The organism is Clostridia bacterium, assembly GCA_034926675.1.
Classification (GTDB): Bacteria; Bacillota; DTU025; order DTU025; family DTU025; genus JAYFQW01.
In genome coordinates this window covers 21,755-47,680 of the sequence record JAYFQW010000026.1, presented here as the reverse complement: position 1 = coordinate 47,680, position 25,926 = coordinate 21,755, and the positions used below count along the sequence as shown (strand labels likewise).

24 protein-coding genes and 1 other annotated feature are annotated in these 25,926 nt (G+C 59.2%); of the genes, 1 reads left to right on the top strand and 23 read right to left on the bottom strand.

Translation table 11 applies throughout. From position 1 onward, the window contains the following. Position 1: 1 nt before the first annotated feature. The 14 genes from VB144_07945 to VB144_07880 all read right to left on the bottom strand — a co-directional run bounded on the left by VB144_07945 (position 2) and on the right by VB144_07880 (position 13,782). Positions 2-1,177: a hypothetical protein gene (locus tag VB144_07945; GenBank protein ID MEA4883571.1), complete on the bottom strand. Its 1,176-nt coding sequence runs from the start codon at positions 1,175-1,177 to the stop codon at positions 2-4. Between the two features lie 18 nt (positions 1,178-1,195). Beyond that, positions 1,196-2,362 carry a hypothetical protein gene (locus tag VB144_07940; protein ID MEA4883570.1) on the bottom strand — a complete coding sequence of 389 codons (1,167 nt, stop codon included), beginning with the start codon at positions 2,360-2,362 and terminating at the stop codon, positions 1,196-1,198. 217 nt (positions 2,363-2,579) lie between these two features. Then, positions 2,580-2,789, bottom strand: coding sequence for a hypothetical protein (locus VB144_07935; GenBank protein MEA4883569.1), 210 nt, complete (start codon positions 2,787-2,789; stop codon positions 2,580-2,582). Positions 2,790-3,350: 561 nt separating this feature from the next. After that, positions 3,351-3,611: a hypothetical protein gene (locus VB144_07930; protein MEA4883568.1), complete on the bottom strand. Its 261-nt coding sequence runs from the start codon at positions 3,609-3,611 to the stop codon at positions 3,351-3,353. Between the two features lie 202 nt (positions 3,612-3,813). Then, positions 3,814-4,347 carry an MFS transporter gene (locus tag VB144_07925; protein ID MEA4883567.1) on the bottom strand — a complete coding sequence of 178 codons (534 nt, stop codon included), beginning with the start codon at positions 4,345-4,347 and terminating at the stop codon, positions 3,814-3,816. A gap of 120 nt (positions 4,348-4,467) precedes the next feature. Then, positions 4,468-5,916, bottom strand: a complete 1,449-nt coding sequence (locus tag VB144_07920) for a tryptophanase (protein ID MEA4883566.1) — start codon at positions 5,914-5,916, stop codon at positions 4,468-4,470. A 91-nt stretch (positions 5,917-6,007) separates the two neighbouring features. Continuing rightward, positions 6,008-6,299: a binding site (T-box leader), on the bottom strand. 250 nt (positions 6,300-6,549) lie between these two features. Beyond that, positions 6,550-6,798, bottom strand: a complete 249-nt coding sequence (locus VB144_07915) for an AbrB/MazE/SpoVT family DNA-binding domain-containing protein (GenBank protein ID MEA4883565.1) — start codon at positions 6,796-6,798, stop codon at positions 6,550-6,552. Positions 6,799-7,065: 267 nt separating this feature from the next. Continuing rightward, positions 7,066-7,710 (bottom strand): RNA polymerase sporulation sigma factor SigH, encoded by a 645-nt coding sequence (gene sigH / locus VB144_07910; protein MEA4883564.1) that lies wholly within the window; start codon positions 7,708-7,710, stop codon positions 7,066-7,068. A gap of 287 nt (positions 7,711-7,997) precedes the next feature. Beyond that, the gene (gene rlmB, locus VB144_07905) at positions 7,998-8,756 is read right to left on the bottom strand and encodes a 23S rRNA (guanosine(2251)-2'-O)-methyltransferase RlmB (protein ID MEA4883563.1); all 759 of its coding nucleotides are present in this window, start codon (positions 8,754-8,756) and stop codon (positions 7,998-8,000) included. Next, a complete protein-coding gene (locus tag VB144_07900) occupies positions 8,749-9,156 on the bottom strand; it encodes a ribonuclease III domain-containing protein (protein ID MEA4883562.1) in 408 nt (135 codons plus the stop codon). The genes rlmB and VB144_07900 overlap by 8 nt, the downstream gene beginning before the upstream one ends. Then, positions 9,143-10,717: a cysteine--tRNA ligase gene (cysS, locus tag VB144_07895; GenBank protein ID MEA4883561.1), complete on the bottom strand. Its 1,575-nt coding sequence runs from the start codon at positions 10,715-10,717 to the stop codon at positions 9,143-9,145. Before cysS ends, VB144_07900 begins: the two co-directional genes overlap by 14 nt. A gap of 123 nt (positions 10,718-10,840) precedes the next feature. Then, a complete protein-coding gene (gene ispD, locus VB144_07890) occupies positions 10,841-12,052 on the bottom strand; it encodes a 2-C-methyl-D-erythritol 4-phosphate cytidylyltransferase (GenBank protein ID MEA4883560.1) in 1,212 nt (403 codons plus the stop codon). Between the two features lie 18 nt (positions 12,053-12,070). Then, positions 12,071-13,177, bottom strand: a complete 1,107-nt coding sequence (locus VB144_07885; GenBank protein MEA4883559.1) for a PIN/TRAM domain-containing protein — start codon at positions 13,175-13,177, stop codon at positions 12,071-12,073. A gap of 125 nt (positions 13,178-13,302) precedes the next feature. Further along, positions 13,303-13,782: a CarD family transcriptional regulator gene (locus VB144_07880; protein MEA4883558.1), complete on the bottom strand. Its 480-nt coding sequence runs from the start codon at positions 13,780-13,782 to the stop codon at positions 13,303-13,305. Positions 13,783-13,954: 172 nt separating this feature from the next. Here VB144_07880 and VB144_07875 point away from each other — a divergent pair, with 172 nt between their 5' ends. Then, positions 13,955-14,350, top strand: a complete 396-nt coding sequence (locus VB144_07875; GenBank protein MEA4883557.1) for a DUF1573 domain-containing protein — start codon at positions 13,955-13,957, stop codon at positions 14,348-14,350. A 24-nt stretch (positions 14,351-14,374) separates the two neighbouring features. Here the strand turns inward: VB144_07875 and disA are convergent, their stop codons facing one another. From disA to rho, 9 genes are all read right to left on the bottom strand, one after another. Next, entirely contained in the window at positions 14,375-15,433 is a 1,059-nt protein-coding gene (gene disA / locus VB144_07870; protein ID MEA4883556.1) for a DNA integrity scanning diadenylate cyclase DisA, read from the bottom strand. Continuing rightward, a complete protein-coding gene (gene radA / locus VB144_07865) occupies positions 15,433-16,896 on the bottom strand; it encodes a DNA repair protein RadA (GenBank protein MEA4883555.1) in 1,464 nt (487 codons plus the stop codon). The genes disA and radA overlap by 1 nt, the downstream gene beginning before the upstream one ends. Next, positions 16,893-19,385, bottom strand: coding sequence for an ATP-dependent Clp protease ATP-binding subunit (locus VB144_07860; protein MEA4883554.1), 2,493 nt, complete (start codon positions 19,383-19,385; stop codon positions 16,893-16,895). Before VB144_07860 ends, radA begins: the two co-directional genes overlap by 4 nt. A 3-nt stretch (positions 19,386-19,388) precedes the next feature. Then, complete coding sequence (locus VB144_07855) at positions 19,389-20,456, bottom strand: protein arginine kinase (GenBank protein MEA4883553.1); 1,068 nt, start codon at positions 20,454-20,456, stop codon at positions 19,389-19,391. Positions 20,457-20,460: 4 nt separating this feature from the next. Next, positions 20,461-21,135, bottom strand: coding sequence for a UvrB/UvrC motif-containing protein (locus VB144_07850; protein ID MEA4883552.1), 675 nt, complete (start codon positions 21,133-21,135; stop codon positions 20,461-20,463). A 54-nt stretch (positions 21,136-21,189) separates the two neighbouring features. Further along, positions 21,190-21,663 carry a CtsR family transcriptional regulator gene (locus tag VB144_07845; GenBank protein ID MEA4883551.1) on the bottom strand — a complete coding sequence of 158 codons (474 nt, stop codon included), beginning with the start codon at positions 21,661-21,663 and terminating at the stop codon, positions 21,190-21,192. A 144-nt stretch (positions 21,664-21,807) separates the two neighbouring features. Continuing rightward, positions 21,808-23,088 carry a radical SAM protein gene (locus tag VB144_07840; GenBank protein ID MEA4883550.1) on the bottom strand — a complete coding sequence of 427 codons (1,281 nt, stop codon included), beginning with the start codon at positions 23,086-23,088 and terminating at the stop codon, positions 21,808-21,810. 15 nt (positions 23,089-23,103) lie between these two features. Beyond that, on the bottom strand, positions 23,104-24,246 hold the full coding sequence (locus tag VB144_07835; GenBank protein MEA4883549.1) for a peptidoglycan DD-metalloendopeptidase family protein: 1,143 nt from the start codon (positions 24,244-24,246) through the stop codon (positions 23,104-23,106). A 173-nt stretch (positions 24,247-24,419) separates the two neighbouring features. Continuing rightward, positions 24,420-25,703 carry a transcription termination factor Rho gene (gene rho / locus VB144_07830; protein MEA4883548.1) on the bottom strand — a complete coding sequence of 428 codons (1,284 nt, stop codon included), beginning with the start codon at positions 25,701-25,703 and terminating at the stop codon, positions 24,420-24,422. Between the last annotated feature and the right edge of the window lie 223 nt (positions 25,704-25,926).

Sequence of the window (25,926 nt, the reverse complement as noted above, 5' to 3'; positions counted from 1 at the left end):
CTCACTTGCCGGAAACCCCAGTCAACCTGAGTTCCGTATGGAATTGGCTCACTCCCTCCTGTGAGAAAGACGAGTAGTAGACTAGCATTCCCGACTGACAATCGTAACCGCACAGCCGCTGAAACGACTGGCCCTGATACATCAGTGTGAGCAGTTGCCTGCCGTCCATGCTCAAGGGGGTCTGCGCAACCGACACTGTCACGCCCGTCGTGGGATCCGCATCAAGCACCTGGCCTGCCTTCAGCGTCGCCAATGCCGCCTGAGGCAGGAATACGCCGCCTGAGGCGATAGTCGCCGACGCCAGGGAATACCGTTCTCCGTTGAGCTGTCCGTTCAGGTAGCTTTGCCACTTTACCATAGCCCACGTTGGGCCTGCTTGCGTTATGTGCGCCAGCATCACGGTGGGCGTCGCTACAGGCGGCCCATACCCGAAACCGACCTCACTTGTGCCTTCATACCTTAGTTGAGTGCCTGCTCCTGCCCATGCAGGCGTCGAGCCGCCAACCCACGCCAGGTTCATCTGCCTCATCGACATGAACTGGGATGTCACCGTGTTTTGCGTGGCCTTGTCGAGGGTGTTGATTCGGTAGAGCAGCACTCCGGATTGCTCGTCGAATACGCTCACATTCCGCCCGATGCCCTCGTCGGCCTCAAACCTCACTGCCTGCCTCGCAGCACCGCCCACGTTCATGGACGTGTGCCCTATGGCCAAATCTCGATTGCCGTGTTTTTCTGCAGTGGGCAGCACCGCCGGGTTCATCCACACCTCGCCTACACCCGGAATGCCCACGATAAAGCCGCCGTCGCGCAGCGGCATGAGAGGACCTCCAGATATGCTGTGAATACCCAGAATGACGAGAACGGTTTTCCCGTCAGATGATGCCACGTCATACTGAACCAGTGCTTCGCCTCCTGATGTCTTATCCTCTTTCTTGGCAGTCGACATGACGTGGTACGTGAGCCGCGCGCCCGTTCGCAACCAGGCAGGCGCGGGCGCTGAGGCCAGTTCGGGAATGCGCGTCAGCCAAGCTGGAACATCGCTTGGGATATCTGCGGGCTGAACTGCCCCCCGTGCCGCCGCCCCCGGGCCCAGCAACCCCAATCCCGCAGCCCCTACACATAGCGCGAGGGTCACACAGAATAGGTTGGGACGAAATAGACCAAGACGGCTTTTCATCATGCCTTCCTCCCATTATCATCTACCGTACACGCCGGTCAACTTCAGTTCTGTTTGGACCATGGCAAGTCCTTGCTGTGCCGACTCGCCGAAGTAGATCAGCATGCCCGACTGACAATCGTAGCCGTACAACCGCTGAAATGATCGGCCCTGATGCACCAGTGTAAGCAGTTGCTTACCGTCCATGACCAGGGGGCTTTGCGCTACGGATATGGTCACGCCTGTTGTGGGATCAGCATCAAGCGCCTGTCCTGCCCTCAACACCGCCAAGGCCTGCGGCGGCAGGAATATGCCTCCTGACGGGATAGCCGCCGGCGACAGAGAGTAGCGTTCTTCGGTCTTGCGGCCGCTCATGTAGGTTTCCCACCTTACACATGCATACGTCGGTGCAGCATACACTATTTGCCCCAGCATTGCCAAGGGAAGTGGGATGGCGGGCGACCCTTGGCCCACGTTGACCGCAGTTGTGCCTTCATACTTGAACATGGCGTCTACTGCCGCCCATGCAGGCGTTGAGCCGCCGGCCCATGCCGGGTTAATCTGCCTCATCGACACGAACTCCGATATCACGGTGTTCTGTTTGGCTGTGTCAAGGTTGCCCAGGGCCTGGATTCGGTACAGCAATACACCCGTTGCCTCTTCGAACACGCTCACGTTCCGTGAAACACCTTCGGCGGATTCGAACCTCACTGCCTTTATTGTGGCCCCGCCCACGTTCATGGGCACGTGTGCGATGGAGATATGCTGATTGGCGTGCCTTTCCGCAGCAGACAACGCCGCCGGGTTCATCCACACTTCGCCCACGCCTGGGGCGCCTACGATGAACCCCGTGTCACGCACAGGCGCCAGCATGCCGTCGGAGATGACGTGAATTCCGGCTACGGCGAGCACGCTCGTTCCGTCTGACGAAACCACGTCATACTGCACCAGGCTCTCGCCTGCGGGCGTCGTATCGCCCTCTCTTGCAGCCGACATAATGTGGTACGTGAGCCGTGCGCCTGCCTTCAGCCAGGGAGGAGCAGGCGCCGCGGCCAGTTCTGGCATGAGCGCCAGCCACGCAGCGACGTCAGCTGGAAGGTCAGCCCGCGGAATTGCAGCCCGAACCGCCGGTGCAGGGCCCAGGCCTGCCATCACGGCAAGGAGCATTACAGCAACCATACGGAGTAGCATCAGACGTCGTTTCATGCGGATCACACTCCCCATGTACCTGCATATCCTGTTGCCGCGTAGTATTGGCTTCTGTGGGTCATGACTCCTGCAGAGATCATAAATAATGGCAGACGCGCGCGCAATGATGAGCGCCGCGGCCCACGCCTTCCAGGGGTTATCGTAGGCGGGTGTTCTGCTCTGCACCGCGGCCGCCGATGGCTGTTGCGGAGTTGGGCCTTTCTACCCAGGGTTCTTACTCACCCTGCCCATCTTCGGCGCCCTTGACGGAATCGGGACGGAAGTTCTTCCACTCGAACACAGAGTCCCAGTTTCCTCCCGGATTCGCGTACGCCGCATACCCAACACGGTATCCAGGTGCAAGCTGGACGCGGAGCCGATCCGATTTCGACCACCTTGCGGAATAGCCTGGGTCAGATCCGCACACCTTCGCGGGAGACCTCAAGGAAACGCGCTCAGGCCGCCTCGCGCTTTCGCGCTTTCGGGCCTCCGGGGAGCGCCCAGGTTTGCGGCCCTCGTGTGGCTCGCTTCGTCCTGATAGCCGCGGGCGTTGCTCCAGGTTGCCAGACTGCCAGGCCAGAGGAGTGTGCAGTGTTTCGCGCGGGCTGCACGCACGCCCTGCCTGACGAGGCGCGACTGCGCGACCGGCGCGACAGGCGCGACCGAGCCCGGGGCGACAGGCGCGACCGAGCCCGGGGCGATAATGTCGACGAATCCAGCAGTGAAATGGGTTCAGCGTCGATGGAATCGACATTGAAACGCCCGCAATGTCGATGAATCCAGCATTGAGGCACTCCAAACGTCAGCTCCGGCAGAATCCGCGACGGGGAGCTTTCGCGGCGAACTGCATGGCATAATGTGGCGCGGCTGACTCGCAGGTAGATGCGTTTTCAGTGATGTGTCGGTCGCGCGATGCAGTTCACGTGCACCTCGATGGCGGGAGCCGGACCGTCAATGTCCACGAAATGGACACTGACCCCATTGTCAATGTCGAATTGAGTGGCATTCAGCTCGCGACAATGCCGGTTTGGTCGGCATTGACCGCCTGCGAGACCGGAATCTCAGGAACCGTAGATTCGTTTCCGCGGCTGTGGGCGGCGGGCGGGATGTTTCCCTTCACAAAGACGTTGAGTTCGATGTGGTGAACGCAGAAGGCATACCCCTCGTCGGCGAGGCTATGGACGGCAATGAATCGGACAAGATATTGAACGCCCAAGGGTGCTGAATATGGGATGTACTGGGCGGAAAGACACAGGATACGCGCCATCCAGCGTTTGCGTCCTACGCCCCCAATACCGCTCCTGTTCCTCACCATTGAACGGTCATTAACAGCAACGCGGACGGACCGGGGGCCCAATTGCCCAGGTCCGTCCGCCAACGGCGAACCGGTACAGCCGTGTCGCTATGCTCGCGACGGTGATGCCTGCGCCTCTGCGGTCTGTTCCTCCTTGTCCGTTTTGCCCGGCAGCTTAAACCAGAACATTACAGCCATGCCCAGGCTGGCCAATAGCGGCAACGCGAACGGAGCCTTGGGCCCGAACCTGGCCCACATCAACCCGCCGATATACGGCGCCGGAAGCGATGCTTATGCCCATGGTGGTCGACACTAATCCGAAGGCAGTCCCCCTAATGCTTATGGGAACCTCCTTTGATACTAGTGAGTTGTAGTCGGGCGACAGCAACGCCGCGACAAACATCCAGCGGAACCCGTACCGCTGCGACAGGAATCCGCCTATGGGCGGACCCACAATGCCAACCACAGCGAATGCCGACTCACTGATCGCGAACACGCGGGCCCGTGTTTCCTCTGCGGACTGCTCCGCGATGAACGCCTGGAAACTAGGGGCCACAAAGCACCTAGCCGGTGATGCTACAGTATGGCCCACGAGCAGCCAACCCCACGAGGGCGCAACAGCATAGAACAGATATCCGATACTGCCTGCAATGCTTCCAATGGCTACAGCCTTCACCTTGCAGTAGAAGAGATAGTTGCGCACACTCATGGCTTCCGGACACATCCATTCCACGTGCCTGATCCAATGTCCTCCACCCTGCGAGCCAAGCGGGGCGTCCCGCTGCTTCACATGCTGCACACGACTCGAATGCCGTGTGGATATCACGCATTACAGACTGTCCCCGAAGTCCGCGCGAAAGGCCCTCGCCAGCTCAGCCTGCCAGCCTGATGTGGGCTTCAGCTTCCCGAAGAAGAAGCGCAGGACTGCGGGTTCTTCGGTGAATGTCAGCCCGCCGACAAGGTCGCGGCGACCATATAGCCAGACGATGCGGTCGATGGCGTACTTGACCTGCGAGAGGGTGAACACCCGTCGGGGCAAAGCCAGGCGCAGCAGTTCCATCTTTGAGAACACCTCGCTGCCATCGGGCTCACGTGCTTCGCTCATTGTGCCGCGCTCCATGCCGCGCACCCCGCTTGCGATGTAAAGAGCCGCCGCCAGCGCGCCGGCGGGGTATTGATGCTGCGGCACGTGAGGCAAGAATTCCATTGCGTTCAAGTGGCAGCCCAGCCCACCCGCAGGGGTGACAACCGGCACGCCCGCCTTGACAAGCTCGTCCGTCATGAACTGGATGAACTGCGGCCCCTGGGAGATGACGTCCTCGTCCATCGTCTCGTCCAGTCCAACAACGATCGCCTCCATCTCGCGCACCGACATACCGCCGTATGTCAAGAAGCCCTCGAAAAGGGGCACCAGCTCGCGCATCTTTGCGAACAAGGCATCATCGCGCACACAGATTCCGCCGCCCTTGGCAAAGCCCAGCTTGCGGGCGGAGAAGTAGATGATATCCATCTCGTCGGCCAGTGCGCGGGTGATCTCTCGGATGCTCATGCCTTTGCACGCCGCCTCGCGTTGCTTGATGAAATACAGGTTATCCTGCAGAAGACTGGCGTCCAGCACGGTCAGGACACCATGGGCGCGACACAGCGCCGCAACCTCGCACGCATTCTGCAGCGAGAAAGGCTGCCCGCCAATCAGATTGGCGCCCGCCTCCAGCCGCACGAATGGGACGTTGTCTGCTCCCTGCGCGTCGATGACCTGCCCCAACTTATTGAGGTCAAAGTTGCCCTTGAACGGGAATTCGCTGGTCGTCTTCAAGCCCTCGTCGATAACCAGCTCGACAACGCTGCCGCCCTTTCTGGTGATGTGCGCCTTGGTCGTGGTGAAATGGATGTTCATCGGCACGACATTTCCCGGCTTGACTAGCGCTGACGCAAGAATATGCTCACAGGCGCGCCCTTGATGGGCGGGCAGAAAGTGCGGCATACCAAACAGCTCAATCAGCTTGTTCTCGAGTCTTGTGAAAGTCGCCGAGCCTGCATAACTGTCGTCGGCCACCATCATCGCCGCCATCTGCTGATCGCTCATTGCATTGACGCCGCTGTCGGTCAGCATGTCCAGGAAGATATCGCAGTTCTGAAGCAGAAATGTGTTGTTGCCCGCCTCGGTAATCGCTTCGAGCCTGCGCTCGATGCAGGGAAGGCTGAGTTTTTGCACGATGCGCACCTTGTGCATCTCAAGGGGTACATGCTCGCCTGTGAAGAACCGTACGTTTGCCATGCAAAACACGCTCCTTACATCGGTGCGTGCCGTTTGGCGCCGGTACGCCCATATCGCTGGGAAAGCAAAAAGCGCTCATCCCCTGCCCCTGCAAGAGGACGAGCGCCAAATCTCGTGGTACCACCTCAATTCACCGGCAACTCACGATGCCAGCCTTTTCAAGTACGGTGCAACACTTACAGCGAAAAGCCTGCAATGCAGCGCTGCGCTTATACTCTATCGCTGTAACGGGTGAACCCGTCTCAATCTACCGGGCGCTAACGCGCCTTTCGGTGAGCAGCTACCGAAATGTATTCGGAAATGACATCCCTGCCCCTCGCACCGACCGGGAACTCTCTGTTGGGATACGTCATTTCGTACTTCTTTTCAGTCATCGCCTTTATGCCATATGGACTTTGGTTGGTATCATATCAGAGTCAACCCTGTTTGCCAAGCATCAATTTCATCGCACTGGGATTGAGACCATCCAGGGTAGGGCCCCGAATGAGTCGGGTTTCGTGCGGACTACGCCAGCCGAGGCGCGAATGAGCCCTGAGGCGATAATGTCGACGAATCCAGCAGTGAGACGAGCTTAATGTCGATGGAATCGACATTGAGCGCCCACGGTCGTTCACATTCCACCTATTCCGCTGGCTACTCGCCGAGTGATCGTTCTCCGTCAAATCGTACTCCAACTGATCCCCTAAGGCCTCCGCTTGCGGAACTCACTGCCCCAGCGCCGGCCTGGCCCGTTGCCCTCGGGCTCCAGCTGATGACGTAACCAGTGTCTGACTCCTGAATGACTACAGTGTCGCCAGCCTTCAACCCCAGGCGCCGACGAACCTCAACCGGAATCGTTACCTGCCCTCGTGCGGTCACAGTAGACTGAAACAGGCCGGGCATGCTCGATGCTCCCCTCTCAGCGCACTCGCTCATCGTCGATTGAGACATGAGATGATCCGCAATTAGGGTATGATTCACCAAAGTCCGCGAAAATTCCTTCAATGGACTTCCAATTGCCAGCAAAGGCAGCTGATTCGGAATGCTGCCACCGCTGAAGACGTGACCAGACGGAAACGCCGCGAAACCCAGGCCATGCCTACAGGTTCCGCGGCGTTGAACAACACATCACACACTATTCGCGGTTCACAGAGAAGTGAAGCAATACTGCTATTCGTTGCGCTTCTCTATGTAGCGTTCCAGCTTCCTCTTCACCCTCTGAAGTGCATTGTCGATTGATTTCACGTGCCTCTTGAGCTCAACTGCAATCTCCTGGTACGACTTCCCGTCGAGATATGAATTGAGAACCTGCCGTTCTAGATCTGAGAGAAACTCACCCATCTTGCTCTCGATATCGCCGAGCTCCTCACTGCTGATCACCAGTTCTTCAGGGTCGGTGACCTTGTTTCCAGAGAGCACATCCAAAAGAGTGCGATCCGATTCCTCGTCGTAGATTGGTTTGTTGAGTGACACGTAGGAATTGAGTGGAATGTGTTTCTGTCGTGTTGCAGTCTTGATCGCAGTTATGATTTGGCGCGTTATGCAGAGCTCTGCAAACGCGCGGAATGAGGCCAGCTTGTCGGGGCGGAAATCTCTGATGGCCTTATAGAGCCCGATCATGCCCTCCTGGATGATGTCTTCCCGGTCAGCACCGATCAGGAAATAGGAACGAGCCTTGGCCCGCACGAAATTCTTGTACTTGTTTATCAAGTATTCTTCTGCTACTCGGTCGCCGTGGCGCGCGAAGTCGACTATCTGTTCATCAGCCAGCTCCTCGAAATTCTGATAGGCTTCCCGTTGCAGGTTTACGGTCAAATGCGTCTCCTCCCAACACCACAAGCTTGAAGAGACATCAGCCTCCCGGCGAGACTGGCTTTGAAGAATCACCTCCGGTATGACACTGAAGCAGGAGCGCTTCTCAAGAAAGGAAGGAAGACCAGTGTAGGCAGGCTAACGTGTTGTGGTTGTTCCGAAGAACAACGCCATTATACACCAGTCATCAGAAGGCAGTCAAGCACGGCGCCTGGCGCCCGGCGCCATCGATATTAGCTATATCTGGTCATCGCCTTCCAGATATGCCTCAGGCGACCGGGAAGGAGCAATCAGTCAGCGTTCGCGGAGCCAGCGGTCCGCTGTCGTACCACCTCATACGCGATCACTGCCCAGGCAGCGCCCGCATTCAACGACGCAATTGGCCCGGCCATCGGCATCGACACCGTGAAATCGCACCTCGTGCTGACTAGGTGAGACATTCCCCTGCCCTCATTGCCCACAACCACTGCGATGGGTCCGGAGAGGTCCGCCTCGAAATACTTCTTCTTAGCGTCGGGCGAAGTCCCAACCACCCACGCCCCCGCTTTCTTGAGATCATCGATGGCGCGCGATAGGTTGGCCACGCGCGCGACGAGGGTATGCTCCGCAGCGCCTGAAGACGCTCTCACCACGGCAGGGCTGACCAGCGCGCTCCTCCGGGCAGGGATGACTACGCCGTGAGCGCCGGCCGCATCAGCAGTGCGGATGATAGATCCAAGGTTCTGAGGGTCCTCAATGCCATCAAGAAGAACCACGAAAAGGCTCTCTCCGCGATCCGCAGCCTTCGCCACAACTGCGTCGAGCTCCACGTATAGGATTGGGGAAACGTACGCCGCCACTCCCTGGTGCGCACCCCCACCCACCTGCCCCACGATTCTATCAAGCGCTTCCCTGTCGGCTTCGATAACGGGAATGCGCCGTTCCCTGGCGGCAGCGATGATCCGCGGATCCGCCGATCCGCGCGCCACCACTATTTTGTTGAACTCGCTTCCAGCCTCGAGCGCCTCGAGCACAGGCCGGCGTCCCCAGATTACGTATTCATCAGCCATTCGAGGCCCCTCCGATTGAGGTTGCGAGGCTCAGAAGCTCCTGCAACCTAGATGTGCGACCGGTGAGGTACATGAACCCAATCAAGGCCTCAAAGCCGGTGGCGTATCGGTACTCGCACGGACCAGCGCCCTTCGGAACATGGCCTGGCCTGGTGTTTCTCCCACGTCTTATGAGATCCTGCTCCTCTGGCGACAGCTTCTCGAAAAGAGCATGCACCATTCTCGACTGGGCATCCGCGTTCACTACCATCGACGCGCGTCGGTGGAGATCACTAACCCTCGAAGCCACGCCCCCGCTCGACACCAGCCCTGCACGGATGTGCAATTCCCACACTGCATCGCCCACATAGGCAAGGACCAATGGCGACATCTCACTGGCTTCGCTCTCACTTAGCTCCAAGCTTCCACCTCGCCCCGTCGCGCGTGTCCTCGATGACTATTCCCAGATCCCCGAGCCCATCCCTGATCATGTCGGACAGCTCATACTGCTTCGCAGCCCTCGCCTTGGCGCGCACCTGCATGATGAGCTCCATGAGCTGGTCAACTGATGCACCCCGCTCCGAGGCTGAGCCGCTCGTCGCGCCAGTCGCGCCAGTCGCGCCAGTCGCCTGCCCATCCTGCCCTGAAGCATCCCAGCCCATCCCGGAAGGTCCGATCTCCCCCGGCTCCACGATGCCGAGCACCTGCCCAAGCTCGATCATTGTGAGCGCCGCGCGCGCCACAGTGCCCCGGGTCACATCGTCATCAGCCCTGCACGCCGTTCCCGCATTGGCGTAGCTGTTGATCGCCGTGGCCAGGTCGTGCAGGCTTCCGATGGCCCCTGCGGAGTTGAAGTCGTCGTCCATCGATTCCTCGAACTTCGCCCGCGCATCGGTGCAGGCATTATCCAGCGCAGCCTCAGGCGAACCCGCCTCGGCCATGGGCGCCTTGCCCCAAGGCCTGATAGAGTCGAGATCATCGGGGCGCAGCCCCGCCCAGGCCAGCGAGTTCGCGATGGCGCCCTCAAGCCTTCCCAGTGCCTTCGCGCACATGCGAAGCTCCTCGTCGCTGAAATTGATGGGCTTCCGGTAGTGATTGGAGATCAGGAAGTAGCGTACTACCTTGCCGGGATACAGCTTCAGGATGTCCCGGACGGTCTTGAAGTTGCCGAGCGACTTCCCCATCCGCTGCCCATCGATGTTCACGTATCCGTTGTGAACCCAGTATCTCACGGGCTTTACTCCATTCGCGCCCGTGCTCTGCGCCACCTCGTTCTCATGGTGAGGGAAAACCAGATCCACGCCGCCTGTGTGGATGTCGAACGTGGTTCCAAGATACTTGCTCGACATCACGCTGCACTCGATGTGCCAGCCTGGCCTGCCAGGCCCCCAGGGGCTTTCCCAGAAAGGCTCCCCCGGCTTCGCGGCCTTCCAAAGAGTGAAATCCAGGGGGTCATCTTTAGCGCCGCCCACCTCAACCCTTGCCCCCGCCTTAAGGCCGTCCACACTCTGCCCTGAGAGAGAGCCATACCCGGGGAACGCAGATACGTCGAAGTACACATCTCCATCGCGTTCATAGGCGAATCCCCGTTCGATTAGGCGGCCTATCATGCTGATGATGTCGGGCACGTGCTCTGTGGCTCGGGGCTGAACATCTGGCGCGCCCACCCCCAGGGCCTCCCTGTCATGGAAGTACGCCTCGGTGAACTCCTCGACGATATCGTGGGTCGCGACCCCGCGTTCCGCCGCACGCTTGATGATCTTGTCATCTATGTCGGTGATATTCTGCACCAGAGTGACCTTGTATCCCCTGTAGGCGAGGTACCTTCGAATCACATCCGGAACGACGAATGCGCGGGCGTTCCCGATGTGAAAGTAGTCGTACACAGTCGGGCCGCAGCTGTACATCCCGACAACGCCGGGCTTCTCGGTGATGAACTCCTCTTTTCGCCTGGAAAGCGTGTTGTATATCCTGATCCCCAAAGAACGAACCCCCTTTGAGAACGCACATGCAGTCGCGCACTGGCGGTCGCGCACTGGCGGTCGCGCACTGGCAGTCGCGCACTGGCAGTCGCGTTTCCTAGCCTCATGCTCCGGCCTCGCGCACTAGCCAATCGCGCTGAGGAGTGCAACGGCCATGGCCGCCATTCCCTCTCCAGTTCCCTCGAATCCCAGACCCTCAGTCGTCTTTCCCTTTATATTAACACACGACTCAGGCATGTTCATGGCCTTCGCCATGGTTTCGCACATCGTCCGAACGTAGGGCGCGATCCTAGGACGTTCAGCTACCACTGTGGAGTCCACGTTGACGATCCGAAGGCCGCGTTCAGCAGCCATCGACGAAACCTTCTCAAGAAGAGCAATGCTGTAACACCCCAGGTACTCAGGATCGGTATCCGGGAAGTGGGTTCCGATGTCGCCTAAGGCCATAGCTCCGAGTATCGCGTCGCACACAGCGTGGACAAGCACGTCTCCGTCTGAGTGGCCGAGCAGCCCCGCTTCGAATGGGACCCTAACCCCTCCTAGCACAAGGTCTCTCCCTGCGGCCAGCCTGTGTACGTCATATCCCTGTCCGATCCTCATCTCTATCATCTCCATCGTACATGCCGCTCCCTTGCCCTCTGGGGTAAGCGCCTCCGCTATCCGCAGGTCAGCCCTTTCCGTGATCTTGATATTCCCGCGTGAACCCGGCGTGACCGCCACACGCAAGCCAAGGCGCTCAACTAGCGAGCAATCGTCCGTGCCCGTGAATCCATCCCGCCTCGCACTTTCGTACGCCTGTCGCAATATTGGCAACTTGAACGCCTGAGGGGTCTGTATCATCACGAGATGATCCCTGTCTAGGGTGTTCTCTACGAATCCATCGCACGCCACGGATTTCACCGTGTCCACCGGCGGGACCCCGCATGCAGCAGCCCCATACTCACTCGCAGCTGCAATAACCGCCTCTATCTGGCTCGCCTCGACCATTGGGCGGGCCGCATCATGGACCAGCACGATCTCATTCCGACCGGACACTCGATCGAGCGCCAGGCCTACTGAGGCCTGCCTGTTCAGCCCTCCCTGAACCACGGTGATAGATCGAAAGAGCGAAGAGAGCGCGTATCGCTCGATGATGCCCCTCTGGAACGTCTCTTCATGCCCGGGCGGAACTGCGACCACGACCTCGTCGATGAGAGCAGATGTGGCCAGGGCCTGTATGGTCCTGGCCACTACGGGAATTCCATTGACCAATATGTACTGCTTCGGCAGCGCCGTTCCCATCCGCGATCCGGATCCCGCCGCTGCTACGATCGCAGTGGCCAGCCTTCCGGCCATAGGCTACACCTCCGGCCTTCACACGGCGCGCTCAGACGCCCCCTTGGGCTTCGCGAATATCATTCTCCCCGCTGAGGTTTGGAGCACGCTCGTGACCAACACGCCCACGGAATCGCCGATATGCCGCCTGCCTCCATCCACGACGACCATGGTCCCATCGTCCAGGTATGCTACACCCTGCCCCGATTCCTTGCCGTCCTTGATGACATGGACGGTCATCTCCTCGCCAGGGAGGACCACGGGTTTGAGTGCATTGGCCAGTTCGTTGATGTTCAGGACAGCCACACCCTGAAGCTCCGCCACCTTGTTCAGGTTGAAGTCATTAGTGAGTATCGTACCGCTCATGACCCGGGCGAGCTTGATGAGTTTGGCATCTACCTCCTGATCGTCGAAGGTTTTGTTCACTACCTGTACGGCTACGTCTCGGTCTTTCTGGATGCGGTTCAGGATATCGAGGCCCCTGCGCCCCCTGTTCCGTTTCAGCACATCAGATGAATCCGCGATGTGCTGCAGCTCTTCGAGGACGAACCCCGGAACCACCAGCGTGCCCTCTATGAAGCCGCTCCTGGCGATGTCGGCGATTCGCCCATCAATGATCACGCTGGTGTCGAGTATCTTGGGCAAGGCCTTGTCATTGGCGGGCTTCCCGCGCCCTCTCGCCCCGGATCCCCGGAACTCCCTGCCCCTTCGCTGGGCAGGAGCGAGTATCGATACGATCTCCTCCCGCTTATGAATGCCAAAGAACAGGCCGGCGAGCCCAAAGGCAGCGTTTAGGGCTATCGCGATGTACGTTCCATACCCAGGGATGAACGCGACGGGGACCGCAAAGAGGTTGGCGATGATCAAGCCAACTATAATTCCGATTGCACCGGCCACTATGCCGTGCCCGGAGGCGCCGCGAACCCCCGATTCCATGCTGCTCCTGATTCTGTCCGACAGGCGCAAAAGCAGCGGAGTCGCTGCAAGTCCAGCCAGGCCGCCGCCTGTCATGGCGCCTAGCAATACACCGACGCCAGCCTTGGGCGCTCCTGTAGCGATCGCTGGAGCTGGAAGCGCGACATACACGAAGTATCCAACCGCCATGCCGGCTCCCAGCATCAGGATTCTCGCCACTCTACTACGCACTATGGCGTTCACCTCCATCGAGCTGAAGGCCGACTAGGCCGCCATGCCTTCCAGCATATTGTCTCCAACGGGCGCTGGTATATGTCGGCGCAACTCCACACTCTCAGGCAGAACGCCAACCCGGCTCAGGCCCGGAGAATGGAGTTAATCTCGGATATGATCTCCTCGGAGGGGCGCATCTCCACCATGGCAAGCTCGCTGATGAGTATCTGTATCGCGTTCTCCAGCATGCGGCGTTCGCCTGTGGAGAGCCCCTTTTCGTACTCCCTCAGGCCTAGGTTCCTAACGACCTCAGCCACAGAGTAAATGTCGCCAGTTTTCATCTGCTCCATATTCGCCCGGTATCTGCGATTCCAGTTCTGACTCATGGCGGTTCTCTCGCCTCTGAGAATCTCGTACACCTTGGGAACCTCGGCAGCGCCGATGATTGGCCTCAAACCTACATCAGCGGCGCTTCCGCGAGGAATCATGACCTTCATATCCCCCACCTGTAGACGCATGATGTAGTAATGGTCCCGCTGCCCGAGGATCTCGCGTTCTTCGATCGCCTCGATCATACCAGCGCCGTGCATCGGGTACACGACTCGGTCGCCGATAGCAAACACGGTCTTTCATCACTCTCCTCGGAGCACTTGCCTAAATTGTACCATCGGTCCGGGATGCAGTCAAATGCTTCAGCCTGCGCTCATTGACAACGCAACTGCCCAAACGTATAATCAAGGTGAACTTCAGCTCGGCCATATCACCTGCGTATTCGGCATTTGGAGGTGAGGCCAGTTGGCCGATTTGTCCTGCACCGAGTTCCAAGGGGCTGTATCGGAGTACCTAGTGCGCCACCGAAGCATCCTCGATGTCATGTCGAAATTCCAGGAGGCCGGCGCCAGAGTGAACCGGGCAGTAGCCAAGTCCGTCACAACATGCGGATGCCTTGAGGTCAGTGCAAAACGCCAGAAGTTCCCTGAGGATGCGGACCTGGCTGACCTGCGCCGGCTGGTGGACTCCCATGTGTACGGCGAACTCTGCCCTGACTGCGCAGAGGCGCTGGAAGCAGAGATCGGTCAGACCATGTTCTACACTGCCGCTCTCTGTGCTGTCATGGGTCTGGATATGAGCGAGATCATGGTCAAGGAATATGACCGTCTGCGAATGCTGGGCCTTTTCAACCTTACGTAGACGCGGAGGGCTGCGCTCGCCGCGTCACACCACCAGGTTGCGCGCTGCCTGGTCTCGCAGACGGGCCAAGCCCTCCCGGACCGCCCTGGCTCTCACCTCGCCGATCCCGTCGACCTCGTCGAGCTCCTCCACACTCGCCGCCCTTATCACCTTGAGCGACCCAAAGCCCTGCACCACATTTTGCACTACTGACACCGGAAGACGGGCTATCTTCGAAAGCGCTCTGTATCCCCTTGGTGATGCGCCCGACTCCAGCGAAATCGACGGGTTCCGCGTCAAGGCGCGGGAAAGCAGCGATAGATCGAGCACCTCGTCGAAACTCCAGTCGGCGACTGTGTGCAGCAGTCTCTCCGCCTCCGCCTGCCCCCCTTCGGGGATGTAGTCCATGGCGACAAATAGCACTTCCTCGAGCGTTCCCGCAACTATCTCATCCGCCTGGATCCTGACCAAACGACCCTCTAGCCCCAGCTCAGCTATGTAGTCCGACACTTCGTCCGCCACTCGTCTCATCAGTTCGTACCTTTGGAGCACCCTCACCACGTCGATTATCGTCACTTCCTCGACGAACTCGAGAGCGGTGAGGCCGGCGAGCGCCTTCGACAGAGAGTCGCGATAATTGGCCATTGTCTGCAGAGCCTGGTTTGCCTTGGCAAGCACCACGCCGATGTCTCGAAGCACATACCTAGTATGACCGGCGTACACAGTGATGACAGAACGCCTCTGGGATATGGCGATCACGAGCTGCCCTGTCATCTTGGCGATTCTCTCAGCGGTGCTGTGTCGGAGCCCAGTCTCGCGGGACGGTATGTCTGGATCTGTAGCCAGTGTGACGTTTGCGTACATGATCCTGTCCGCATTGGGCGAAAGAATGATAGCGCCGTCCATCTTCGCTAGCTCATAGAGGGCCGCAGGCGTGAACTCGGCATCGAGGCGAAAGCCTCCCCTCACCGCCTGCATCATCTCTGGCGTGTCGCCAACCACTATCAGCCCGCCGGTACGAGCCCGAAGGATATTCTCAAGCCCCTCGTTGAGAGCAGTGCCTGGCGCGACCACATGGAATATCCTACGCAGCCTCTCCGACATTACCGATCCACCCCCAGAAGTGCAGCATCAAGAGCTTCGCCCACTGTAGCGGCGCCAATGATTCGAACCGCGGCATCGGCCCGCACTCCGGGCCGTGCCCGCCTAGTCATACTCTTCAGATTGTGCTTGGGAAGCACGCACTGATGGAACCCGAGCCTCTCCGCCTCAGCCACCCTGAGTTCCGCGTGGTTCACGGCCCGCAATTCGCCCGCCAGCCCCACCTCTCCGAACACCACAGTGCTCGGCGCAGCGGGCACGCCCCGGAAACTCGATGCTATCGCCGCCGCGATGGCAAGGTCAGCCGCTGGTTCAGCGATGGAGAGACCTCCAGCAACGTTCACGTAGATGTCCTCAGCGCCGATCCCCAGGCCCACACGGCGGTCGAGCACCGCAACGATTATGGCGGTGCGGTTGTAGTCGACCCCAGTAGTGGTCCTCCGCGGAGTTCCCGTGACCGACCTGGCCACCAGGGCCTGGATTTCTACAAGGAGCGGCCTACTGCCCTCGATACTTGCCGCCACAACAGAACCTGCCGCTCCGCCGGGCCTCTCCGAAAGCAGCATCTCCGATGGATTCTGCACCTCTTCGAGACCACGATCAGTCATGGTGAAGATCCCGACCTCGTCGGTGGAGCCATACCTGTTCTTCACAGCCCGGATCAGGCGATGGGTATGATGAGACTCCCCCTCGAAGTACAACACAGTGTCCACCATGTGCTCCAGCACCTTGGGCCCTGCGATCGAGCCCGACTTGGTGACATGGCCCACAAGGAATACCGGCGCTCCTAGGTCCTTCGCTTGCCGCGCAAGCCTTCCGGCACACTCGCGCACCTGCCCGACACTGCCGGGGGATGACTCCAGGCCAGGATCAGCCATAGTTTGAATGGAGTCGATCACCACGAGAGATGGGCGCATCGACGCAATTCGATCCTCAATGGCCCATACGTCGGTCTCGGCAAGGACCATCAGCGAGTCAGCTCCTGCCCCTAGCCGCGTGGCCCTCAGCCCGACCTGCCTCACCGATTCCTCACCGGTAACATATAGCACAGGACCGCGCCTACGAGCCACGTTCTCCGAGATCTGCAGGAGCAGTGTGGATTTGCCAATCCCCGGATCCCCGCCTATGAGTACGACGGAGCCTGCGACCACACCTCCCCCGAGCACCCGGTCGAATTCCGCTATTCCAGTAGGAACCCGGTCCTCAGGGGTAATCTCGATCCCTCCAACAGGAACAGGGCCGGGGCTGGCATGCCTTCCTGCCCGCGCCACGCCGCCCCCCTCACAAGCGCCTACAGCGCGCGCACCTCCGCGGCCAGAGGAACGCCCCGCCCCAGAAGGTCCGGGTTCGCGCCGAATCTCCTCCACGAAGCTGTTCCAACCCTCGCAGGCAGGGCACTTTCCCATCCATTTGGCTGACTCATAGCCACACGCCTGGCATATGAATATCGCCTTTTCCGGTCTCACACGTCACCCTCCGTAGAAGCGGCCCCGGAAACCGGATCCGCAGTCGCTTTGAACGTGAGCCTGCCATCCGCCTCGCCGACCTCTAGGGTCTGGCCATCCTTCACATTGCCTGCCAGGATCTCATCAGAGAGCCTATCGTCCACCATCCGCTGGATCACTCTCCTGAGGGGCCTGGCGCCGTATTCCGGATCATACCCCTCTCTCAGGAGCAAGGCGCGGGCCGACTCGGTGAACACCAGCGATATACCGCGGGGCGCCAGATGCTGGTGAACCCTATTGAGGAGCATGTCGACAATGAGCGACATCTCATCTCGCCCAAGGGCGTGGAAGACTATCACGTCATCTACGCGGTTCAGGAACTCAGGCCTGAAGGTGCGCTTCAGCTCAGCGAGGACCTTATCGCGCATGCGGTCATACGCGCCACGCTCATCCTGCGTCGTTGTGAACCCGAGCACGGTATCCCGGCGAATCTCAGTGGCTCCTACATTGGACGTCATAATCAGCACCGTGTTCCGGAAATCCACCGTCCTGCCCTGCCCATCAGTGAGCCTGCCATCCTCGAGGACCTGCAGTAGGATGTTGAACACCTCAGGGTGAGCCTTCTCGATCTCATCGAAGAGCACCACCGAGTAAGGCCGTCTGCGAACCTTCTCAGTCAGTTGCCCGGCTTCCTCGTAGCCCACGTATCCAGGAGGCGCTCCGATCAACCTAGAGACGGTGTGCCTCTCCATGTACTCCGACATGTCGATGCGAATCATCGCGTCCTCGTCGCCGAACAACGACTCCGCCAGGGCCCGGGCCAGCTCGGTCTTGCCCACTCCAGTTGGACCCAGGAATATGAACGATCCCACTGGGCGCTTTGGATCCTTGAGCCCTGCGTGGGCGCGTCGGACCGCCTTGGACACTGCGGCGACCGCCTCATCCTGGCCGATGACCCGCCTGTGCAGAATCTCCTCCAGCTTGAGCAGGCGCTCTGCCTCGGTCTCCGCAAGCTTCGTTACCGGCACTCCAGTCCAGTCCGCCACCACCTGTGCGATCTCCTCATCGGTGACCACTGCGCCCTCGAGATACCGCTGATTGTGCCATTCCCTGCGCTCCTCGTCTATACGGTCCCTCATCTTCTGTTCAGTATCGCGCAGCTGAGCAGCCTTCTCGAACTCCTCATTCTGGATGGCGGCTTCCTTCTCTGAACGGACCCGCTCAAGCTCCTCCTCCAGTTTCTTCAGGTCTGACGGCGCCACATGGACGGCCAGGCGCACTTTGGAGCCTGCCTCGTCAACCAGGTCGATGGCTTTGTCTGGGAGGAACCTGTCGCTGATGTACCTGTCGGACAGCAGTGCCGCCGCGCGGAGCGCGCCATCAGTTATCTTCACCCTATGATGTGCCTCATATCGATCACGGAGGCCTTCCAGAATCGCGATGGTCTGTTCCACCGTTGGCTCTCCGACCTGTATCGGCTGGAACCGCCGCTCCAGCGCCGCATCTTTCTCAATGTGCTTGCGGTACTCGTTAAGGGTAGTGGCCCCAACGCACTGAAGCTCGCCCCGGGCAAGCGCAGGTTTTAGTATGTTCGCCGCGTCGATAGCTCCCTCAGCGGCCCCTGCCCCCACCACGGTGTGAAGCTCATCGATGAACAGAATCACATCTCCGGAGCTGATGATCTCGTCGATCACCTTCTTGAGCCTCTCCTCGAATTCGCCCCGATACTTAGTGCCCGCAACGAGAGATCCCATGTCCAGAGTGAGCACACGCTTGTCCTTGAGAAGCTCTGGGACATCACCGTTCACGAGTTTCTGGGCGAGCCCCTCAACAATAGCCGTCTTTCCGACACCAGGGTCCCCGATGAGCACGGGGTTGTTCTTAGTCCTGCGGGAAAGCACCTGGATGACTCTGGATATCTCCTGTTCTCTTCCTATTACGGGGTCGAGTTTCCCGTCGCGCGCCATGACCGTGAGGTTTCGCCCGTATTGTTCGAGAGTGGGAGTGCCCTTCCTCTTGGGCGTCCTGCCTCCTGGCTGGCTGGAGTTCTCCTGCCGCTGAGCCTGGCCTGATGCGCCTCCGCTTAGCAGGTTCAGAACCTCGGTCTTCACATGCTCCAGATCGGCCCCGAGGTTCTGCAGCACCTGCGCCGCTACTCCCTCGCCCTCGCGTATGAGGCCTAGCAGGAGATGCTCAGTGCCAACGTAGCCGTGCCCCATTGACCTCGCCTCATCGATGGCGAGTTCGAGAACCCGCTTTGCCCGCGGGCTCAGCCCTACCATCTCGATTTCCCCTGCATCGCCCTTTCCAATGATGCCCTCCACCTCCTCGCGGATGGCATCAGGCTCTATCCCCAGATTCTGCAAGGCACGGGCTGCAACACCCTGACCCTCCCTGGCCAGGCCGAGCAGTATGTGCTCAGTTCCCACGAAGTTGTGCCCGAGTTTCTTGGCCTCGTCCTGCGATAAATAGAGGACTCGCTGCGCCCTCTCAGTGAAAGACCCGAACATCCTCTATGACTCCTCTCTGTCTGCGGCAAGCCTGCTCCGAATGAGTGCGGCGCGGTTGGAATCCCGCTCCCACGCCGTGAGTTCCTTTCCAACGTAGCTCTGGACGTGCGCCGGCATCATCTCCACTGTTAGCCTGGTGATCGCCGACGGAAGCAGACCTGGGATAATGCCGAGGTCGGCGCCAAGTTTCACGTCGGAAAGCAGCCTAAGGGCCTCATCAGAAGCGGTCATCCTGGCATTCGAGAGCACTCCATAGGACCGGTACACTCTATCCTCCAGCTGTTCCTTGGCATCACTCACGATCGCGCTCCGTGCGTTCTTCTCACTGTCAGTGATCTGCTTGGTCACTGCCTTGAGATGTGCAACGATCTCCTCATCGGCGCGACCCATGGTCACCTGGTTGCTCACCTGGAATAGGTTGCCCACAGCATCGGTGCCTTCGCCGTATATTCCACGCACTGTCACACCGACTTTGGATACAGCCCCGAGCACCTGGCCGAGCATGTTCACCATCCCAAGCGCGGGAAGATGGAGCATGGTCGACGCGCGCAGGCCAGTCCCTACGTTGGTTGGGCATGCGCACAGGTATCCCAGTTCCTCGTCGAACGCGTAGTCGATGGTCTCTTCTATCGCATCGTCAGTGGCGGAAGCAAGCCTCAACGCCTCATCCAGCTGTAACCCTGGAAGGATCGCCTGTATCCTTATGTGATCTTCCTCGTTCACCATGATGCTGACTGATCTGTCCCGGTTCAGGACCACTGCCCTGTTCGCAGGTTCCTGCACATGCTGAGGTGATGTTAGGTGCTCCTCAACCATGAGCTGCCTATCTGTGGCGGATAGGTCGGGCAGGTCGAACAGCTCAGTTGGACCGATGGACGGCGTGGCCGCAATCGCTCCCTTCACGCGTCCGAGAACGGAGGCAAGCTGGTCCGCCGATGCACGATGCGGGAACGGGACAGCCTGAAGGTTCCGGGCGAGCCTCACACGACTTGACACGACAACCCCTGACTCCGGGCCGTCCGCGTTCATCCAAAGGGCGGAATCGTGTCCGCCGCACTTTCTGGAGGCCATGCGCCTACCTCCCCTCCGAAGCGTCAGATCCAGTGCCCGGCTGCGTTCCCGGCTGCGTTCCCGGCTGTTCCTGCCGCTTCTCACTGTCGTCAGTACATAGCGTAGTGTCGCTGCCCGCTACTTCCGCCCCGCTGCCGCCTGCGGATTCCGCCTGCAATTGATCCTGATGAGCAACGCGCTCCATTTCGCGGATCCTATCCCGCACCAGGGCTGCCTTCTCGTATTCCTCAGCCTGGATCAGCTGCCTTAGCGTACTGCGAAGCCCTTCCAGTTCCTGCCGTGCTCTTACGGCCTTCCCGGCCCTGCGAGGCGCCTTCCCGGTGTGGCGGGTGTGACCGTGGATTCTCCCGATGAGCGGGCTTAGTATGGGCTGAAACTGAGAGTAGCAGTTAGAGCACCCCAAGAAACCAGTGTTCATGAACTCAGAGTAGTCCAGCCCGCAGGTATTGCAGGTCCGCCTGCCTCCCACGTTGATGCCCATGGGCGCCCCACAGCTCGTCTCGGTCTGAACTAGGCCGGCGAGGATATCCGATAGGGCGAATTTCGGCCCCTCGAAGATCTGCAGCTCCCCACGCTCTCTCGCGCACTGTTGGCACATGTGCAGCTCAGTGCGGACATTGTTCGTCACCTTCGTTACATGCACGTTGGCCTGCCGTTGATGGCATATCTGACAGAGCATTTCCAGACCTCCCTGTTCTGAGCAAGGCCCATCAGCCGCTAATACGTGAATCGGTTACGCCGATGGAGGCTGAGTCAACATAAAGAGCAGTGTAGCACGGAGTACACGCGCTCTCACTACCCTCTCAAGTTCCAGCTCGTTTTCCCGCTCCTGGCCGAACACTGCAGCACGAATGCACGCCGCATCCTGGACATCCAAGGCGCCCATCTCCAGAAGCTTCGCGATGAGGCCTTCAGCTGCCTCGCGGTCAATAGCTTCTCCCACCGAATCCCTGACCATTTCCGCAGCCCCAGACCTGGGGCGCCTCGCGAGCCGAAAGATCCGCACATATCCGCCACCACCACGCCTGGTTTCCACAAGGTATCCTCGCTCCAAAGTAAACCTGGTGGAAAGGACGTAGTTGATCTGAGATGGAGCACACCTGAACCTCTCGGCGAGTTCGCGGCGACAAACCTCCACCCATTCATCCTGCGCAGTATCGAAAAGAAGCTTGAGATAGCTCTCGATGTAGTCCGAAAGACTGCTCATTGCGCTCTCCAGCCTATCTGACCATTTCTGACCTTACAACTATTATGATACACAGACGCGGGGAAAACGCAAGGGGCTTCTCGCCTCTAATCCCAATATCACACGGCGTTTCACGAGCATTGATCAGATAAGGTCAAGAAGAGCTTAGCCGTGTACAGGCATGCTGAAGTTGCCTATGAAAAGGTCTGGAAAGGAATTGTGAAGGTAGGAAATCACCTGAGCCATCCCAGCAGGCTCGCCCCATGAACTCGCTTCATGTCCGCCTCCTCCGGCTTCGCCGAGCTGGCCTGACATAGTCTGCATGAAGACATCTGGATCGATGTTGAGGTTTCGGATCTGGATCATCTGGACCCCGCACCGTTCCACCAGTGCTGAGAGGGCATTGACCTCAGGTTCGAGATCAGAGAACCCAGGGAACGCCAGGTAGTTGAGGGAAACGAACACCCCGCGCGAGCGCGCATGGACAATCGATCTCTCAACATCGGAAAGGCCATATCCGGTAGGCCTGTGGTATCTGACATAGAACTGAGGTCGGGCGCTCGCCATGCTCACTCGAAGGGAATCCACTCCAGCATCGCATATCTCTGCTATCGCCCTCACGTTTCCGGCATTGGTGTTCACGTTGATTGTTCCTTCACCGGTGTGTTGCCTGATTCGTCGGCATGATTCGGCGATCACGCCATACTGGCAGGTTGGCTCTCCCTCACAACCCTGCCCAAAACTGATGATAGCGTCTGGCGCCTCCTGAAGGTGCGGAAGGGCAACCTCCACCACCTCGTCTACAGTGGGGACGAAGTCAATCCTCTCCTGCGGAGACGGGCAGCACTCCGACGACTGCTTAGAGATGCAGCCAACGCAGTCGGCATTGCAGGTCGGAGATACTGGTATTCCCCCCTCCCAACGCCTATAGAACACATTCTGCGCCGTAAAGCACCCGTACTCCCTGGCGCACCTGGCCAGATGGCGGAGGATTCTGTTCTCCGGCAGAGATGCCAGAGCAGCGTGGATCATCGCCGGGAGTTCCGGAAGGTTGTAGTTGATTGGATCCCATGTGCTGCGTTCATCGGTGCGCATCGCGGCGACCATCAGTTCATCGCCTGATAGAGCCACTGCGCAGTAGCCGAAAAGCGGCAGGATAGGCGCGCCGTCTTGCCGTGTGTAGGCTGGCAGGTAAGTTCGAGTATATCCCTGAGGAAGAATGGCTGCTAGCGGTTCACCTGGGCCGGACTCGACGAACGCGCCGGTTGAGCTGTTGATCCCGACTGGCGTTCGCCCCGGAAGGCGCATTAGAGTTGCTCCCTCTGGAAGAGGGAGCATGTCAGCCTCGGAAAGCTCGAAGAACACGTTTCCCGCACGTCCGACCGCGAGCCGTTTGTTGTGTGGAAATACGCGCCCAGCATGGTCGCATGCGGCAACAGACAACATGCAGAGTCTCGTCTCCTACCTGAGATGCTTTGAAGGGTTCACTGGCTTTCCGCCGACTCTCACTTCGAAGTGCACATGAGGTCCACGGGAGTTCCCGGAGTTGCCGGACTTCGCTATTCGCTCGCCTGCCTCTACGCGCTCCCCCTCCTTCACCGCCATGGAGGAGTTGTGTGCGTAGTAAGTCTGCATCCCATTGCCGTGATCCAATATGACGAGCTTCCCATACCCGGCACATGTGCCTACGAAGCTGACGCGTCCATCAGCCGCAGCTGCCACAGATGTTCCTATCGGAACCGCAATGTCGATGCCGGTATGGAGGCGCCCCCAACGCCACCCGAAGGGCGACGATATTCTCCCCGATACAGGCCATAATAGGACTCCGCTCCCCGAACTTGCGGGGATGGAACGCGAGCCTGAAGATCCTCTCGATGCGAGCATCACTGGCTGCTTCGATGATGCCTGCGGCTTTCCATCTGGAATTACCAAAGATTGTTTGAGCTGCAGGTGGTCTGGGTTGGAGAGCGCATTGGCCCGGGCGATCTCATCACGGCTGACCCCGTATTTCTTGGCGATCGACCATATCGTCTCGCCCTTGGCCACACTATGAATGACCCCTGTGATTGAGGGGAACTTGAGCACCTGGCCGATCTTGAGCTTGTTCGGATTGGAAAGCCCACTTCCCCAGGTGATTGTGTCAACGCTGACAGAGTGCCTCTCGGCTATCGACGAAAGTGTGTCGCCCTTCGCGACAGTGTGGGTGATTATTCTGATGCCTGCTTGTGCAGGCGATTCTGCCTTGCCGCTGCTTGGGCTGCTCGCCCTCGCTATTGATGCGGCCTTGGCGGTAGGAATCGCTTTCGCGCTCTGCGTTCTCAGAGCAACCACAGGATCACTTGGGCGAGCCGCCGGTGCGGGACGTTCCAGGATCCCGCCCTCCCACGCCGATATTGTCTCGACACTGGCGCCGAAAGTGGCAAGGAATATGGTCCAGCTCCTCTCGGCAATGCTCTTCAGGATCCCAAAAGCCGGCGTGCGCCGGATATGCGCCTCAGTAAAGGACAACCTGCCCTGGGCGCCAGTTGCCGCCCCCGAGCACATCGCCGATGAAATCGATACGGCCACAGCGCACACCGCGGAAACGAATCCTCTTCGTCGCAACAATCTCCCCCCATATGCTCAAGATCGAAGCCTGTGGTCCATTGATTGTACATTATACCACTGATCATCCAATACGACCACGGATCTTTGCGCCAGAATCTGCAAAACGCGCCCACCCTGGTGAGCAACCGCACTCGATGCTCTTCGCGGAGCCCATCTCCAACCTGCAGTCTCTAGTTTGAGGTCCGCCAATTCCTTACGTTCTCCGCGAACTCCGACTTGAGGATGATACTGATCAGATCGGCGTTGGTCTTCGTGTGCTGAATTCTGTCGATGAGCAGCTGGGTCATCTCCGCAGATCCCATGTTCCCCATTGCCTTCCGCAATACCCACATGCAGTTCGCCTCCTCCTCGGAAAGGAGCAACTCGTCTTTGCGTGTTCCCGACTTGTTCACATCAATCGACGGGAATATGCGCCGCTCCGACAGCTTCCTATCGAGGTGGAGCTCCATGTTGCCAGTGCCCTTGAACTCCTCAAAGATAACATCGTCCATTCGGCTGCCTGTGTCGATGAGCGCCGTCGCTATTATCGTAAGGCTTCCGCCCTCTTCAATATTCCTTGCTGCCCCGAAGAATCTCTTGGGGTTGTGAAGCGCCGCTGGATCCACTCCGCCGGAAAGCGTCCGCCCAGAGGGTGGTTCCTCAAGGTTATAGGCACGGGCGAGTCTGGTGATAGAGTCCAACAGGATCACCACGTCCTTGCCGTGTTCCGTGAGGCGCTTCGCGCGCTCAAGGACCATATCGGCCACACGCACATGGTTCGACGATGGCTGATCGAAGGTGGATGCCACCACCATTCCATTCACCGATCTCTCCATGTCGGTCACTTCCTCAGGCCTCTCGTCAACAAGCAGGACCAACAGGTTGATCTCCGGGTGGTTCCCAGTCATGGCGTTGGCGAGCTTCTTCAATATCGTGGTCTTGCCCGCCTTAGGCGCCGAAACGATGAGCCCCCTCTGCCCTTTGCCTATGGGGGCAATCAGGTCGATGAGTCGAGTCGTGATGTCCTTCGGGTCGCTCTCCAGCTTCAGCCGCTCATCCGGATAGACGGGGACGAGATCCTCGAAGTGCGAGCGCCTCGCCGCCAGTTCCGGATCCATGCCATTAACAGCCTCTACACGAAGAAGCGCGAAGTACTTCTCGCCCTCCTTGGGCGGCCTCACCTGCCCGGAGACCATGTCGCCCTTTCGCAGCACGAACCTGCGTATCTGCGATGGGGATATGTAGATGTCATCCGAGCTCGGGGTCATACCGCCCACGCGAAGAAAGCCGAAGCCCTCTGGGAGCACCTCGAGTATCCCGTCGGCCCACAACGCTCCCTCCTTCTGAGAGGCGATCTTCACAATCTCGAAGGTAAGCTCCTGTTTGCGCAACTGGGAGTGGTTAGGGATCGCCAATTCCTTGGCGATGTCGTGCAGTTCGGGCACGGTTTTCTTCTCTAGCTCCGCGATGTTCATTACTAAGGCATCTTCCTTTCGGGGCAAATGGGCGCAGATGTACGCAGAAATGACCCGCGTATCAGGCTGGTCGCGACGAAAGCGCACTGTGAAGGCATATGACTGGGCGCATTCATGATCAGATGAGGGCTGCCTGAAGTGCTATCGCAGCCGAGGGATAATGAAACGCTGCATAACCGGTATTCGCCGTCGGCGTGGGAAATCCTCTGGCCCAAAGGCCGCC

What these genes read in the sequence shown, in the direction of transcription:
- VB144_07945 (MEA4883571.1), bottom strand. Translation starts at nt 1,177, where the DNA reads ATGAAAAGCCGTCTTGGTCTATTTCGTCCCAACCTATTCTGTGTGACC.
- VB144_07940 (MEA4883570.1), bottom strand. Translation starts at nt 2,362, where the DNA reads ATGAAACGACGTCTGATGCTACTCCGTATGGTTGCTGTAATGCTCCTT.
- VB144_07930 (MEA4883568.1), bottom strand. Translation starts at nt 3,611, where the DNA reads ATGGCGCGTATCCTGTGTCTTTCCGCCCAGTACATCCCATATTCAGCA.
- VB144_07925 (MEA4883567.1), bottom strand. Translation starts at nt 4,347, where the DNA reads ATGAGTGTGCGCAACTATCTCTTCTACTGCAAGGTGAAGGCTGTAGCC.
- VB144_07920 (MEA4883566.1), bottom strand. Translation starts at nt 5,916, where the DNA reads ATGGCAAACGTACGGTTCTTCACAGGCGAGCATGTACCCCTTGAGATG.
- VB144_07915 (MEA4883565.1), bottom strand. Translation starts at nt 6,798, where the DNA reads ATGCCCGGCCTGTTTCAGTCTACTGTGACCGCACGAGGGCAGGTAACG.
- rlmB (MEA4883563.1), bottom strand. Translation starts at nt 8,756, where the DNA reads ATGGCTGATGAATACGTAATCTGGGGACGCCGGCCTGTGCTCGAGGCG.
- ispD (MEA4883560.1), bottom strand. Translation starts at nt 12,052, where the DNA reads ATGGCCGGAAGGCTGGCCACTGCGATCGTAGCAGCGGCGGGATCCGGA.
- disA (MEA4883556.1), bottom strand. Translation starts at nt 15,433, where the DNA reads ATGTCGGAGAGGCTGCGTAGGATATTCCATGTGGTCGCGCCAGGCACT.
- VB144_07860 (MEA4883554.1), bottom strand. Translation starts at nt 19,385, where the DNA reads ATGTTCGGGTCTTTCACTGAGAGGGCGCAGCGAGTCCTCTATTTATCG.
- VB144_07855 (MEA4883553.1), bottom strand. Translation starts at nt 20,456, where the DNA reads ATGGCCTCCAGAAAGTGCGGCGGACACGATTCCGCCCTTTGGATGAAC.
- VB144_07850 (MEA4883552.1), bottom strand. Translation starts at nt 21,135, where the DNA reads ATGCTCTGTCAGATATGCCATCAACGGCAGGCCAACGTGCATGTAACG.
- VB144_07845 (MEA4883551.1), bottom strand. Translation starts at nt 21,663, where the DNA reads ATGAGCAGTCTTTCGGACTACATCGAGAGCTATCTCAAGCTTCTTTTC.
- VB144_07840 (MEA4883550.1), bottom strand. Translation starts at nt 23,088, where the DNA reads ATGTTGTCTGTTGCCGCATGCGACCATGCTGGGCGCGTATTTCCACAC.
- rho (MEA4883548.1), bottom strand. Translation starts at nt 25,703, where the DNA reads ATGAACATCGCGGAGCTAGAGAAGAAAACCGTGCCCGAACTGCACGAC.